The sequence below is a fragment of the Actinoplanes sp. NBRC 103695 genome, assembly GCF_030269485.1.
Taxonomy (GTDB): domain Bacteria; phylum Actinomycetota; class Actinomycetes; order Mycobacteriales; family Micromonosporaceae; genus Actinoplanes.
Genome location: NZ_BSTL01000048.1, coordinates 15,335 through 30,230 on the forward strand (window position 1 = coordinate 15,335; position 14,896 = coordinate 30,230).

General features: G+C 71.7%; 11 protein-coding genes. 10 read left to right on the plus strand and 1 reads right to left on the minus strand.

All coding sequences use genetic code 11. The annotated features are described in order from the left end of the window. The 5 genes from QSK31_RS45050 (at position 1) to QSK31_RS45070 (ending at position 7,044) form a co-directional block, all read left to right on the plus strand. A complete protein-coding gene (locus tag QSK31_RS45050) occupies positions 1-864 on the plus strand; it encodes an ABC transporter permease (protein WP_285691252.1) in 864 nt (287 codons plus the stop codon). Next, entirely contained in the window at positions 861-1,643 is a 783-nt protein-coding gene (locus QSK31_RS45055) for an ABC transporter permease (protein WP_285691253.1), read from the plus strand. The genes QSK31_RS45050 and QSK31_RS45055 overlap by 4 nt, the downstream gene beginning before the upstream one ends. Then, positions 1,636-2,994 (plus strand): NAD(P)/FAD-dependent oxidoreductase, encoded by a 1,359-nt coding sequence (locus QSK31_RS45060; protein WP_285691255.1) that lies wholly within the window; start codon positions 1,636-1,638, stop codon positions 2,992-2,994. The genes QSK31_RS45055 and QSK31_RS45060 overlap by 8 nt, the downstream gene beginning before the upstream one ends. A 91-nt stretch (positions 2,995-3,085) precedes the next feature. Continuing rightward, positions 3,086-3,958: a pyridoxamine 5'-phosphate oxidase family protein gene (locus QSK31_RS45065; protein ID WP_285691257.1), complete on the plus strand. Its 873-nt coding sequence runs from the start codon at positions 3,086-3,088 to the stop codon at positions 3,956-3,958. Positions 3,959-4,056: 98 nt separating this feature from the next. Further along, positions 4,057-7,044: a P-loop NTPase fold protein gene (locus QSK31_RS45070; RefSeq protein WP_285691259.1), complete on the plus strand. Its 2,988-nt coding sequence runs from the start codon at positions 4,057-4,059 to the stop codon at positions 7,042-7,044. Positions 7,045-7,309: 265 nt separating this feature from the next. On the opposite strand, the gene QSK31_RS45075 is transcribed toward QSK31_RS45070, so the two are convergent. After that, complete coding sequence (locus QSK31_RS45075; RefSeq protein WP_285691260.1) at positions 7,310-8,290, minus strand: LLM class flavin-dependent oxidoreductase; 981 nt, start codon at positions 8,288-8,290, stop codon at positions 7,310-7,312. A gap of 82 nt (positions 8,291-8,372) precedes the next feature. Here QSK31_RS45075 and QSK31_RS45080 point away from each other — a divergent pair, with 82 nt between their 5' ends. The 5 genes from QSK31_RS45080 to QSK31_RS45100 are packed head-to-tail and all read left to right on the plus strand — an operon-like array spanning position 8,373 to position 14,820. Then, positions 8,373-9,287 (plus strand): ABC transporter ATP-binding protein, encoded by a 915-nt coding sequence (locus tag QSK31_RS45080; protein WP_285691261.1) that lies wholly within the window; start codon positions 8,373-8,375, stop codon positions 9,285-9,287. Continuing rightward, positions 9,284-10,057: an ABC transporter permease gene (locus tag QSK31_RS45085; protein ID WP_285691262.1), complete on the plus strand. Its 774-nt coding sequence runs from the start codon at positions 9,284-9,286 to the stop codon at positions 10,055-10,057. The genes QSK31_RS45080 and QSK31_RS45085 overlap by 4 nt, the downstream gene beginning before the upstream one ends. Positions 10,058-10,069: 12 nt before the next feature. Continuing rightward, the gene (locus tag QSK31_RS45090) at positions 10,070-10,750 is read left to right on the plus strand and encodes a response regulator transcription factor (protein ID WP_285691263.1); all 681 of its coding nucleotides are present in this window, start codon (positions 10,070-10,072) and stop codon (positions 10,748-10,750) included. After that, entirely contained in the window at positions 10,747-12,186 is a 1,440-nt protein-coding gene (locus QSK31_RS45095) for a sensor histidine kinase (protein WP_285691264.1), read from the plus strand. Before QSK31_RS45090 ends, QSK31_RS45095 begins: the two co-directional genes overlap by 4 nt. Before the next feature lie 45 nt (positions 12,187-12,231). Further along, positions 12,232-14,820: a carboxypeptidase regulatory-like domain-containing protein gene (locus QSK31_RS45100; protein ID WP_285691265.1), complete on the plus strand. Its 2,589-nt coding sequence runs from the start codon at positions 12,232-12,234 to the stop codon at positions 14,818-14,820. Positions 14,821-14,896: the final 76 nt, after the last annotated feature.

The window sequence follows — 14,896 nt, forward strand, 5'->3', positions numbered from 1 at the left end:
GTGAGCCGCCTGCGCCGCAACCTGGCGCCCTACCTCCTGGTCCTGCCCGGCGGGCTGTGGCTGCTGCTGTTCTTCGCGGTGCCGATGATCACCATGCTGTCGCTGTCGCTGCAGCAGGGCGACATCGTCAACGGGTACGCGTTCACCGGCCACTGGCAGACCTATGTGGACGCCATCGGCAACTACCGGACCCAGCTGTTCCGGTCGCTGCTCTACGGCGCGATCGCCACGATCGCGCTGATCGTGCTGGCGTTCCCGGTCGCGTACTGGATCGCCTTCTACGGCGGCCGGCGCAAGGCCACCTACCTCTTCCTGCTGCTCCTGCCGTTCTTCGTGTCGTTCGTGCTGCGGACCATCTCGTGGCGGCAGATCCTCACCGACGAGGGGCCGGTGCTCGGGCCGCTCAAGGACATCGGCCTGCTCGGCGACTCGTTCCACGTGCTGGGCACGCCGTTCGCGGTGATCGCCGGGCTGGTCTACAACTTCCTGCCGTTCATGGTCCTGCCGGTGTACGTGGCCCTGGAACGGATCGACCCCCGGGTCATCGAGGCCGCCCGCGACCTGTACGCCGACCCGGCCACCGCCTTCCGCAAGGTGATCCTCCCGCTCGCCCTGCCCGGGGTCTTCGCCGGCGTGCTGATGACGTTCGTGCCGGCCAGCTCGGACTACGTCAACTCGGCGGTGCTGGGCAGCTCGTCCACCACGATGATCGGGCAGGTCATCCAGGCGCAGTACCTGGCCACGGCGGACTATCCGACGGCGTCGGCGCTGTCGTTCGTACTCATGGCCGTGCTCCTGATCGGGGTCTTCACCTATGCGCGAGCCCTCGGCACCGAGGACGTGATGAAGGTGGCGGCCCGATGAGGAACTCCCGCGCGCTGCACATCTACACCTGGGTGGTCGTCGCCTGGCTGACCCTGCCGGTCGCGGTCATGATCGCGTTCGGCTTCAACGACACCCCCGGCCGCTACAACCAGACCTGGGAAGGCTTCACGCTCAAGTGGTACGGGCGGGTCTTCGGCATCGACGCGCTCACCGAGGCGCTGCTGGTCTCGCTGGTCATCGCGATCATCACCGCGGTGGTGGCCGGCGCGCTGGGCACCGGCATCGGCTACGCGCTGGGCCGCTACCGGTTCCGCGGCTCCGGCACGGTCAACCTGATCCTGTTCGCCGCGATGTCCGCCCCCGAGCTGGTGATGGGCGCCTCGCTGCTCACCCTGTTCGTGTCGATGGGCGTCGGCCTCGGCGTCACCACCATCTCCGTCGCGCACATCATGTTCTCCATCTCGTTCGTGTCCGTGGTGGTCCGCGCCCGCGTGCTCACCCTGGACCGGTCGCTGGAGGAAGCCGCCGCCGACCTGGGCGCCACCGGCTGGACGACGTTCTGGCGGGTCACGTTCCCCCTGATCCTGCCGGCCGTCGGCTCCGGCATGATGCTCGCGTTCGCGCTGTCCATCGACGACTTCGTGGTCACCAACTTCACCGCCGGGACCACGGTCACGTTCCCGCTCTGGATCTGGGGCGCCACCCGGGTCGGCCTGCCGCCGCAGGTCAACGTCATGGGCACACTCATCTTCGCGGTCGGGGTGCTGATCGCGGTGCTGTCCGGGGTGCGCTCCCGGCCGCGCCGCCGCCGTGGCTGACCCGCTCGCCGACGCCGCTCCGTCCTGCTACTGGCTCTCTCAGGACGGCGCGCCGCCGGCTCTCGACCCGCTCGCCGGCCCGCTGCGCACGGACCTGGCCGTCATCGGCGCCGGGTACAGCGGGCTGTGGACCGCGTTGCTGGCCAAGGAACGCGACCCGGCCCGGGACGTCGTGGTGCTGGAGGCCGGCACCGCGGGGTGGGCCGCGTCGGGGCGGAACGGGGGGTTCGTCTCGGCGTCGCTGACGCACGGCTATGAGAACGGACTCCGTCACTTTCCTTCCTCGTTGCCTCTTCTGGAGGAGCTCGGTCGTTCCAACCTCTCCGACATCGCTTCCGCCATCGTCCGGTATGACATCGACTGTGCTTGGGAGCTGACCGGGGAGCTGGTCGTCGCCACCGCTCCATGGCAGCTGGCCTCGCTCTCCTCCGCCGACGGCTTCCTCGACCGGGAGGCGGTGCAGGCCGAGGTGCGGTCGCCGCGGTTCCTCGGCGGGGTCTGGGACCGGACCGGGTGTGCCATGGTCGATCCGGCCCGGCTGGTCTGGGGGCTGCGTCGCGCGTGCCTCTCGCTCGGCGTGCGGATCTTCGAGAACACTCCCGTGCTGGGCATCTCATCCTCCCGCGGTGGGCTGCGCCTGGACACGCCGAGGGGCGAGGTCACCGCACGGCATGTCGCGCTCGCCACGGGCGCGCACGGCAAGCTGCTGCAGCGGCTCCAGCACTACGTCGTGCCGGTCTACGACTACGCGCTGATGACCGAACCGCTGACCGCGGCGCAGCTCGCGTCGATCGGCTGGGCCAACCGGCAGGGCCTGGGTGACGCGGCAAACCAGTTCCACTACTTCCGGCGTACGACGGACGACCGGATTCTGTGGGGCGGTTACGACGCCGTCTACTACCGGGGCGGCCGGATCAGTCCCGCCCGGGACCAGCGGGAGGAGACGTTCCAGCGGCTGGCCCGGCACTTCGCGGCCACGTTCCCCCAGCTCGACGGCATTCGCTTCACTCACAAGTGGGGCGGCGTCATCGACGTGTGCAGCCGGTTCAGCCCGTTCTACGGCATCGCGTACGGCGGCCGGCTCGCGTACGCGGCGGGCTACACCGGCCTGGGCGTGGGCGCGTCCCGCTTCGGCGCGAACGTCATGCTCGACCTGCTCACCGGGCAGCCGACCGACCTGACCCGCCTGGAGATGGTCCGCCGCAAGCCGGTCCCGTTCCCGCCCGAGCCGGTCCGCAACGGCGTCATCCAGCTGACCCGCTGGTCGATCGCCCGCGCCGACCGCGACAACGGCCGCCGCAACCTGTGGCTGCGCACCCTGGACCGCCTCGGCGTCGGCTTCGACTCCTGATCCTCGGTGTCGGCTTCGACTCCTGATCCTCGGCGTCGGCTTCGACTCCTGATCCTCGGCGTCGGCCTCGACTCCTAATTAGAGTGTGTGCATGCTGCCCGAGACGATCGACGCCTACCGCACGTGCGAGTTCGCGACCCTCAGCCGGGACGGCACGCCGATCGCCTGGCCCACCTCGGGCATCCGCACGCCCGACGGCGGCTTCCTGCTGACCACGGCGCTCGGCTATCCGCAGAAGGCGTTCAACGTGCGCCGTGACGCCCGGGTGGCGCTGCTCTTCTCCGACCCCACGGCCAGCGGACTCCCCGACCCGCGGCAGATCCTGGTCCGCGGCGTCGCCACCTGCCCCGCCGAGATCCACACCGACCCGTCCGGCGACCTGGGCGACTTCTGGAAGATGATCTTCGAACGTCAGCCGAGGAGCCGCCGCTACCTCACCTGGCCGGCGACCCGCTTCACCGACTTCTACTTCATGCGCCTGCTCATCAAGGTGACCCCGACGTCGGTGACCACCGCCCCGCTGCCGCAGCCGTCCCCGCCCGCCGCGGGCACCCTGCTCGGCTCCCCGGTGCTGGCCGCCTACCCGACCACGGTGCTCGCCACGGTCGACGAGGCCGGCGCGCCGACGCTGGTCCGCACCACGGTCACGGCTTCCCCGGACGGCTACCGTCCAGCGGCGGCCGCCGGCGTCGGACCGGCGAGCCTGCTGGTGCACCAGCACGACGACGGCCTCGACGGCATCCACAACGCCGTGGTCCGCGGCCCCCTCGACGCCGACGGCCTGCTGCGCCCCGACCGCCTCATCGAGCCGGCCGGGGGCCGCAACGCCGGCGCTCTGGAGACGCTGCGAACCGTGCGCGCCCTGCGCGCCGCCACCGACCGTTACCTGGAGAAGCGGTCGCTCTCCCGCCCGGCGGTCCCGTGGCCCGCCTACCGCGCCATCCGCGCCTCCCTGTCAAGATGAATTGATCCGGCGATCACCTGCGTAACGGGTACCCATGGCCGCCGGTCCTCTCGATACGGTGGGCGCCTCACCCGGTCTGATCCTCGCGAGGTGCCTGGATGATCGACGGCGCGGATTTCATCAACGTCGTTCAGGCTCTCGGCGGGCCCGCCGCCGAGGCATTGGCGACGTGGGCCGAGGAGCGCGGCTTGACGGTCCGCTGGCCGTCGTCGCCACCTCTGACGACCGGCCGCACCGGGGCCCGCCTTGCCATGGTGATCGTTTCCGCGCCGCGAGAGGCGGGCCGCCGCGTCCTGGTGAGGGCGCTGTCCCGAGGCACGGAAACCGACGAACCGGCCCTTCTCCACCGGGCCAGGTCGCTCGGGCCCACCGGTTTCGTCGACGAGCACCTGCCGAAGCATGCATATGAGCCGTTCCCGATCGCGGACGGCGGCCTCCTGTGGTTCCTGGAACCACCGGCCGGTCCGGAGGGTTCGCGGGCGCTGGCCGACCTGCCGGAGGCCGACCTCGCCGAATGCTTCGAGGCGGTTGTCCGGAGTGTCGTCCTACGCTGGCGCACCGCCCGGGGCGCGACGGTGCCGAAGGGCGCCGGCGAGTTCCTGCGCGCCGAGATGCGATTGGTCGGCAACTCGCGGGCCGTCGCGGATCATCTGGGCCTGTTGCGGCCTGACCTGCTCTACCTGCGCTTTCTCGACGGCGGAACCAAGTCGGCCGCCGTTCCCAATCCAGCGCTCATGCCGGACCTGCCGGAGCTCGGCGCCTCCGTGTGGATAGAGACGGCCGTCGGCCCCTCCCACGGCGACCTGCACGCGGGCAACGTTCTCATCCCGATCGCCGACGGCCGGTCGCGACCCCGCTCGTTCCAGATGATCGACCTCGCCAGGTTCGAGCCGGAGGGCCCGGTGACCCGGGATCCCGCGACGCTGCTGCTGTCGCTCCTCGCTCCGCGGCTCTCCGCACTGCCGATCGACGAACGCGCGGCGCTGCTGGATCATCTCGTGGCGCCACGGCGCGAGTCCGCGTCCCGCCTGCGCCCGGCGTTGAGGCAGGTCGCCGATTCGGTCGACGAAGCGCTCGACGAACTCGGATTCGACGACTGGCGCAGTCAGTACCTGCTGTCCTTGACCGCCACCGCGATGCGATACCTCGGCTCTCCGGCCGTCGACGACGACGCCCGGTGGTGGTTCCTCCGCCTGGCGGGCCAGGCCGGTGCGGAGTTCCTCCGGAGACGCGATCGCTACTCGCCTGTCACTCCGGTGGACTTCCCCCGCCCGGCGAGATGGACGGCCGCCACGGAGACCCCGGTGCCGGACCGCGAGTGGCGGGTCGGGACGCGGGGCTTCGGCGATCGTCCGGCCACTGTCGACGTGCTGCGGCGGGAGGCGATGGTAGCCGCCCTGAGCGACCTGATCGACCCGGGCACCGAGCCCGGCCAGAACCCCGACGACTCGGGGCCGACCGTCGTGGCTCTCGACGGTGCGTGGGGAACGGGAAAGAGCACCCTGGTCGAACTCATCCAGGCGCGCCTGCCCCGCACGGTGAAGCCGGACGCCGACCCGCCGGCCGAGATGACCGTCCGGGATGCCGACCGGGCCCTCAGCGGCAGAGGGTTGCCGCTCTGGTCGCCGCCGGCGGTGGGCCGGACGGGTCTGATCACCGTCCAGTTCGAGCCGTGGGCGCATGAGAACGCCGGCCAGGTGTGGGCCGGGATCACAAAAGCCCTGGTGAAGGCGACGTGTGAGGTCATCACGCCGACCGAGGAGTCGGCCCGGCGGTTCTGGTTCGAGCGCAACATCAAGCGGCTCGACCGCATGCGGCTGCGTCGCTCCCTGCGCCGTTCGGTCCTCTCCCCGTGGCTGGCCACCGCGGCACTGGCGCTGATCGCTCCCCTGGTGGCGCAGCTGGCGCGGTCGACGGACACCTACAACCTCGCCGGCGTCATCATCGCCGGGTCCAACATCGCGATCCTCGTCGCCGTGGCCGGCCTCCTGGCGGGTCTGCTACACACGGCCGTCCGCTATCTCCGGCGCCCGGCCGCCGACTTCCTGCCGGCGGATCTCTTCGTCGGCCCGGTACAGAGCGGCACGTTCGGCGGCACGTCCGCGACCGGCGACGAGTCGTTGCGCGACCCGTACCACCATGCCCGGTCGGGTTACCTCTACCTCGCCCAGCACGACGTCTTCGACCTGCTCGGCGAGGTGAAGGCGTGCGGTCATCAGGTGATCGTCTTCATCGACGACATCGACCGGTGCACTCCGCGGACGACGGCCGAGGTGTTCGAGGCGATCAACCTCTTCGTGACCAGGACGTTCCCGGTGACGCGATTCGTGCTGTGTCTCGACTCGACGGCCGTGGCAGCGCACCTCGACGAGGCGTACTCGGCCCTCCGGGAACTGACCGTCTCCGGCGACGACCCGAGCGGCGGCTGGAGCTTCCTCCGCAAGCTCGTGCAGCTCCACGTCCCGGTCCCGGCGATGAGCCCGGCCGTGCTCGAGAAGCTCCTCGACTCCTTGCTCGCCCGGACCGAGACCCCGGTCGCCGCGCCCTCCCCCACCCCGCCGGCCGACAGCGTCGACGGAACGCCCGCCGCCGGGCCGGAACCGGCGCCGAGCCGGCCGGAACCGGCATACCCGGACGGGCTGACGCAATCCACCGTCGACCGGGTGGTGGCCGTGGTGGAGGACGACGACGAGATCCGCAAGCGCATCCTCGAGCGGTGGAACGACCAGCCGAACCTGTCCGTGCGCGAGTCCAAGCGCATGCTGACGATCTGGCAGTACTACGTCCGCGTGCTCATCCACCTCGGCGAGCCGGGGCTCGTCAGGCAGGCCATGCATCTGGTGATCCTGGCGGAGATCGTGGCCCGGTGGCCGGCGAGTCAGCGCGCGCTGTTCCGGCGGACCGGTGACGGCCCCGTGCTGGTCCTGCTCGCGCGTGCGGCGTCGGAGCACGAGGAGTGGACCGCCACGATCAGGTCGCTCAAGGTGCACGGCGATGCCCACCGATCGTGCACCAAGGCGCTGCGTGACCTGCTCACCCGCTACGACGGACACGCCGTTGCCGATCTGGCCGCGCGGCTGACGTGAGGCGCCGCCCGGTTCGGTCAGGTGCCGGGGGCCGGCTGCGCGCGGGCGGCCGCGTCGCGGAGAGCCCGGGTCAGGACCGTGCCGATCACGGCGACGCCCACGTACCAGGCGAAGTAGTAGAGGTTGCCGAAGTCCGTCAGGGGTGAGTCGAAGGTGCTGGAGCCGGGATGGTCATGGCGGCGTCCGGGATGTCGGCCAGGTTGCGGAAGCCACCGGTGAGCACGTAGAGCTGGGCGCCCGTCAGGCTGCCCCGGCGAGCTCGCCGTCAGGCTGCCCCGACGAGCTCGATGGAGTGGATGCGGTCCTCGACGCTCTGGGCGTGGTGAGCCGTGATCAGCTCGTCCGCGCCGGCCTCCTTGGCGAAGGACTCCAGGTAGTCCTTGACCTCCTCGGGGGTGCCGACCGCGGTGTAGCGGGTCATCCGGGCCAGCTGCTGCCCGCCCGGCGAGGCAAGGAAGTCGTCGATCTCGGCGTCCGTGAAGTTACGGCGGACCGGGCCCCGGGTCAGGAAGGAACGGGTGCGCGCACGGTAGGACGACGTCATCTGGGCGACCGCCTCGTCGTGGTCGTCGGCCGCGATCACGTTGACGCCGGCGATCACGTGCGGCTCGGCGAGCTGCTCGGAGGGGCGGAACGAGTCGCGGTAGGCGGCGACCGCCTGGTGCAGGGCGTCGGGGGCGAAGTGCGAGGCGAACGCGTACGGCAGGCCCAGGGCCGCGGCCAGCTGGGCGCCGAACAGGGACGAGCCGAGGATGTAGAGCGGGACCGGCCGGGGAGCGCGGGGCACCGCCTCGACGCCGGGGATCAGGGAGTGGCCGGAGAGGAAACCCTGAAGTTCCTGAACGTCCTGCGGGAACGTGTCGGCGGCCGTGTGGTCGCGGCGCAGCGCCTGGGCGGTGGCCTGGTCGCTGCCGGGGGCGCGGCCCAGGCCGAGGTCGATGCGGTCGGGGTAGAGCGTGGCGAGGGTGCCGAACTGCTCGGCGATCACCAGCGGCGAGTGGTTGGGCAGCATGATGCCGCCGGCGCCGAGGCGGATCGAGTCGGTGTGCGCGGCCACGTAGCCGATCAGGACACTCGTCGCGGACGAGGCGATCGAGGACATGTTGTGGTGCTCGGCATACCAGACACGGCGGTAGCCGGCGCGCTCCGCGGCCCGGGCCAGCTCGATGCTGGCGGAGAAGCTGTCGCGCGCGGTCTGCCCGGACGCGATCGGCGCGAGGTCGAGCAGAGACAGAGGGATCGCCATGAACCCCATACTGTCTCGCCCTCACAGAGTTCTCCCAGAACAACTCAGGACCGGGTCAGAGACGCGCGTCACGCTCTGCGGCATGACAAGGATCGAGGTTCGCGGGCTGACCAAGCGGTACGGCTCCGAGACCGTCGTGGACGACCTGTCGTTCGCCGTCGAACCGGGGCAGGTGACCGGGTTCCTCGGGCCGAACGGCGCGGGCAAGTCCACGACCATGAAGATGATCACCGGCCTGGCGCTGCCGACCCGCGGATCGGTCACCATCGGCGGCCGCCGCTACGCCGACCTGCCGGTGCCGCTCACCGAGGTGGGCGCGCTGCTGGACGCGGGCGCGGTGGACGGACACCGGAAGGCGTACGACCATCTGCTGGCGCTCGCCGTGAGCAACGGGATCCCCCGCCGCCGGGTCGGTGAGGTGCTCGCCCGTACGGGGCTGGAGAGCGTGGCCGGCAAGCGGACCGGCGGGTTCTCGCTCGGCATGCGGCAGCGGCTCGGCATCGCGGCGACGCTGCTCGGCGACCCGCGGGTGCTGATCTTCGACGAGCCGGTGAACGGGCTGGACCCGGAGGGCATCCGGTGGATCCGGGACTTCATGCGCGCGCTGGCCGCCGAGGGCCGCGCGGTGCTGGTCTCCAGCCACCTGATGAGCGAGATGGCGCAGACCGCGGATCACCTGGTGGTCATCGGGCGCGGCCGGCTGATCGCCGACACCAGCATGGACGCGCTGGTCACCGGAGGCGGTCAGGGCACTGTTCTGGTGCGTACGCCGGATCGGGCGGTGTTCGCGCGCCGGCTCGTGGCGGCCGGCGCCGCCGTACGCGAAAGTCTTGAATCGTCTTTGATCGTCTCCGGCCTGAGCAGCGCGGAGATCGGCGCGCTGGCGGCCACGCACGGCGCCGTTCTCAGCGAACTGACCCCGCAGCGGGCCTCGCTGGAGGACGCCTTCATGGAACTGACCCGGGACAGCGTCGAGTATCAGGAGGTCGCGCGATGAGCTTCGCGAACACGTTGCACGCCGAGTGGATCAAACTTCGCAGCGTACGGTCCACCTGGTACACACTGGCCTGCCTCGTCGTGGTCGGGCTCGGCATCACCGCGCTCGCGGCCAGCGCGTCCGGCGCCGGTTACCCGGACCTGAGCCCCGAGGACAAGGCCGTCTGGGACCCGACCAGCCTGAGCCTGCGCAGCTACATCGTGGCGCAGCTGGTCATCGGCGTGCTGGGCATCCTGGTGGTCACGTCCGAGTTCGCGACCGGCCTGATGCAGACCACGCTGAACGCGACGCCCCGCCGGAGCCGGCTGCTGGCCGCCAAGGTGGCGCTGACCACCGCGGTGGCCGTCGTGGTGGGCGAGGTGCTGATGGTGGCCGCGTTCACGCTCGGGCAGCTGATCCTCGCCGCCCGGGACGCGCCGCACGCGAGCCTGGGCGACCCGGGCGTGCTGCCGGCGGTGCTCGGCGGCGGCCTCTACCTGGCGGCGATCGGCCTGCTGGCGATCGGCCTCGGCACCATCCTGCGGTCCACCGCGGGCGCCCTCGCCACGCTGGTGGGCATCGTCTTCATCGTCCCGGGCTTCGGTGGCCTGTTCCCGGACTGGTTGCAGAAGGTGCTGCTCTTCTGGCCCACCCAGGGCGGCGCCGCCGTGCTGGCCACGGTCCCCGACCCGGACCTGCCACACCCCTGGCTGTACCTCGGCGGCATGTCCCTGGGCATCGTCGCGGTCGTGGCGGCCGGGTTCGTGCTCTTCCGGCGCCGTGATGTCTGAGATCCTCACCCGATGAGTGATCGGCTGCTGGTGGTGGACGACGAGGCCACCGTCCGTGAGCTGCTCGCCGCGACGCTCCGGTTCGCCGGATTCAGCGTGACCACCGCGGCGACCGCCTTCGAAGCGGTCGCCGCGGCGCGCGACGACCCTCCCGACCTGGTGCTGCTCGACGTGATGCTGCCCGACATGGACGGCTTCGAGGTGGTGCGGCGGCTGCGCGAGCAGCGTACGCAAGTGCCGGTTCTGTTCTTGACCGCTCGGGACCGCCAGGCCGACAAGGTGGAGGGTCTGTCGCTCGGCGCCGACGACTACGTGACGAAGCCGTTCGACCTGGAGGAGCTGATCGCCCGGATCCGCGCGATCCTGCGGCGCACGTCCGGCTACGCGGCGGGGGTGCTGGCGGTGGGCGAGCTCGCGCTGGACACCGAGGGGCATCAGGCCACCCGGGGCGGCACGCCGGTGCGGCTCTCCGACACCGAGTTCCGGCTGCTGCGCTTCCTGATGGAGAACGCCGGCCGGGTGGTGTCCAAGGCGCAGATCCTGGACCGGGTCTGGCGGTACGACTTCGGCGGCGACGCCAGCATCGTCGACACGTACATCTCCTACCTGCGCCGCAAGGTGGACGCCGAGGAGCCCAAGCACATCCACACCGTGCACGGTGTCGGCTACGTGATCCGGAGGCCACCCCGGTGAGACTCTCCCTGCGCGCCCGGCTGCTGCTGCTCACCGCCGGGCTGCTGCTGACCGGGCTGGCCGTCTCCGGCACGGTCGTCCTCGACCAGCTGGAGCGCTACCAGCTGTCCCGGACCGACACTCAGCTGCGGTCGTTCGCCACGATCATGTCCCAGGTCACGCCCCAGCGGCCGCCGGGCGACGGCGCCGCCCGCCCGGACCTGCTCGACTCCGCGCTCGACCTGCTCGGCACGCCCTACGTCGTGTTCCTCTCCCCGGACGGCAAGGTGGTCAACGGCATCCTCTCCTCGCGCGTGAGCAGGGTGACCCTGCCGGACGGCCTGCGTACCGTGCCGGCCGACGGGATCGGGGTGAGCCTGCCCGCCGCGGACGGCTCGGGGCGGTGGCGTGCCGTGGCCCGGCCCGCCGCGGGTGGCGCCGGGACGGTGATCGCGGCGGCCCCGCTCACCGAGGCCGACGCCACGCTGGCCCGGGTGCGGACGGTGGCCCTGACCAGCGGCGGGCTGCTGCTGGCCCTGCTGACCGTGGCCGGGTGGTTCGCGCTCGGCCGGGGGCTGCGGCCGCTGCGCCGGATCGAGCACACCGCTGCCGCCATCGCCGGCGGTGACCTCGCCCAGCGCGTACCCGACGCTGCTCCTCGAACCGAGATCGGGCGCCTCGCGATCTCCCTGAACACCATGCTCGGCCAGCTCGAGCGGGCCTTCGCCGAGCAGGCGGCGGCCGAGGCGCGGATGCGGGCGTTCGTCTCGGACGTCAGCCACGAGCTGCGGACGCCGCTCTTCGTGATCAAGGGCTCCACCGAGCTGTACCGGATGGGCGGGCTGACCGGGCCGGACGCGGCGGCCGACGCCGTCGCCGAGGCGATGCACGGGATCGACCGGGAGGCCGGCCGGCTGAGCGCGCTGACCGAGGACCTGCTGCTGCTGGCCCGCCTCGACGAGACCCCGGACGGCCAGCTCGATCAAGGACCGATGGATCTGCGTACGCTCGCCACCGACGCCCGCCACGACCTGCGCGCCCTCGATCCCACCCGGCCGGTGACGCTGACCGGGCCCGGCGGCGGACGACCCGGACCGGCGCCGGTGCACGCCGACGAGGCACGGCTGCGGCAGGTCGTCACCAACCTGGTGGGCAACGCGGCCGCGCACACCCCGGCGGGCACCCCGGTCCGGATCGGCGTGGGCACCGTCGGCGACCGGGCCGTGCTGGAGATCGCCGACGACGGCCCGGGCATGACCGCCGAGCAGGCCGGACGCGTCTTCGACCGGTTCTACCGCGCGGACCGCTCCCGCAGCCGGGAGGGCGGCGCCAACGCCGGGCTCGGGCTGGCCATCGCGCGGTCGCTGGCCCAGGCCCACGGCGGAGAGATCGAGCTCACGACCGCGATCGGAAAGGGGGCCGTTTTCCGGATCTCGCTTCCGCTCCTCGCGGGCTAATCTCCCCTGTGGACGATGCAAGGCCGACACACGGGGGTTTTACTGATGTTTCGTCGCTTACTGGCGGCCGCTGCCGCCGGCATTTTCGCGGCCGCCGCCTGGGCCGTCCCGGCCCAGGCGGCCGGGACCGGCACGGTGACAGGCACCTTCGTCACCCCGGCGGGCGAGCCGATCGAGGGCGCCAAGATCACGGTCACCGCGTCGCCGAGCGCCCGCCTGCTGGGTGAGACCACGACCGACGCCGCCGGCCACTGGACCCTTCCCGGCCTGCCGCCCGGCGGGATCAAGGTCATGCTCGACGACGACGGTTTCGTGCAGGTGGCACACCAGAAGCGGTACCTCAGCGACGGCACCGTCTTCACCGTGCCGGACGGCGGCACCGTGACCGTCGACGAGACGCAACTTCCCGGCGGCACCGTCACCGGCACGTACCGCACCGCGGCGGGCGACCCGATCAGCGGCGCCGACGTGTACGCGTACAGCGAGGCCAACCGGGTCACCGGATGGGGTAAGACCGGCGCGGACGGCGGCTACCGCCTGGTCGGCGTGGAACCCGGACCGGTGAAGATCAACTTCCTGCGCAACGGCCAGTCCCAGTGGGCGCACCAGGCAGCCGACTACGCGTCGGCGGCGGCGTTCACCGTCACCGCCGACGAGACCGTCGTGGTCGACGAGACCCAGCGGCCCACCGCCCGGATCACCGGCGTCGTGTCCGCGGCGACCGGCGGACCCGCCGAGGTCATCGAGGTCGCCGCGGAACAGGTCGGCGGCAGCGGCTGGATCAAGGGCGACCTGACCGCCGGCGGCGGCTACACGATCGACGTTCCGGCCGGCCGGTGGGTGGTCACCGTCGAGAGCGCACCCGTCGGCATCCAATACATCCCGCAGGCGACGAAACGGGCCGACGCCACGGTCTACACGGTCACCGCCGGCCAGACCGTCCGGGCCGACGAGACGCTGCTCCCGCTCGGCGCGGTGCAAGGCGTCATGCGGTGGAGCAACGGCGACATCGTGTACGACCGGAGCGTCACCCTGTGGCGCGACGGCGCCAAGGTCAAGAGCGTCTACACCGACGACGACGGCTTCTACCGGTTCCAGGGCCTCCAGCCGGGCGGCTACCTGATCTCCCGGGACAACGGCGACGGCTCCCAGACGTACATCCCCGGCACACTGCGCCCCGAGCGGGCCGAAACGATCCCCGTGCGGGTCGGCGAGGTGACGGTCCGGGACTTCCGGCAACCGCAACCCGCCACCCTGCGCGGCCGGCTCACCCTGGCCGACGGCTCCCCGCTGCCCGGCTTCACCGTCGAGGCCGGCACCGTTCCCGGCAACTACCAGCGCGGGCTCGTCACCACCGACGCCAACGGCGAGTGGGCCGTCACCAGCGTCTTCCCCGGCGAGGACTACCAGGTCAAGATCCAGAACCCGGCCCGGGACCGCACGCAGGTCGTACCCGGAACCTTCAACCTGCAACCCGGCGAGACGGCGACCGTGAACCAGGTCTGGCAGTCCGGCGGCGCGACACTGCGGGTCACCGCGCTGGACGACACGACCAGCCGGCCGATCACCGGGTTCTGCGCCGCGGTGGCCGGCCGGACAGGCACGTACTGCACCGACGGCACCGAGGTCATCGCGGCCGGGCTGGCCCCCGGCGCCGTCACGGTCACCGTCTCGGCCGGCGACTACTACCTGGCCGGCGCCAACGCCCCGGCGACGCTGGTCGACGGCCAGACCACCACGGCGACCGTACGGCCGGCCCTCGGCGGCCGGATCCACGTCGAGGTGGCCGACCGGGAGACCGGCACCGCCCGGAAGCAGTGGTGCGTCGTGCTCGCCACACCCGGCCAAGGCGGCGTCCCCGACGGCGACGACGTCGGCTGCACCCGCAAGAACGGCGCCATCACCACGGCCGCGGTGGCGGACGGCACCTACCAGATGTTCGTCTACTCGACCGACCCGCAAGGCCTCGGCGCGCAGTGGGTGGGCGAGAACGGCGGCACCGGCGACCAGCGGCAAGCCGCCAAGATCAAGATCAAGGCCGGCAAGACGACCAGGCCGCCGACGATCCTGCTGGACAAGGGCGGCGACCTGCGCGGCATCGTACGGGACACGGCCGGCGCACCGGTCGAGGACGTGGCCGTCGACGTCAGCGCCTGGCCACTGGACACCGACCCGCCGTTCGCCGGAACCTTCAGCGACGGCAGCTACCGGATCTACAGCCTCGGCCCGTACGCCTGGCCGCTGATCTTCACCTCGAAGACCGGGCTCGCGCCGCGGCAGCTCTCCGGCACGACAGGCAACCGCTTCCAGGCGGCGACGGTCACCGTCTCGCCCGGCGCGACCACGGCCTACGACTACACGCTGGCCGCCGGGAGCCGGCTCACCGGCACCGTCACCGTCAACCGGCCCTTCACCTCCGGGCGCGTCACCGCGGTCAACAGCGCAACCGGCGACGTGCTGGCGCAGGCCACGTTCACCAGCCAGAACCCGGCCTACGACATGCCCGTCATCGGGGGCGGCTCCGTCCTTCTGCGCTGGAGCCTGACCGGCGGCGGGGCGGACGCCTCCGGTTCCTGGCCCGACAAGGTCACCGTGCCCAAGTCCGGCACCAAGACGGTCGACCTCACCATCTGATCCTCTGTGGCGGGCTGCCCCGTCGGCGCCGGACGGGCTTGAACCCGAGCTTGACCTCAAGCTCGATTGAGGTTGC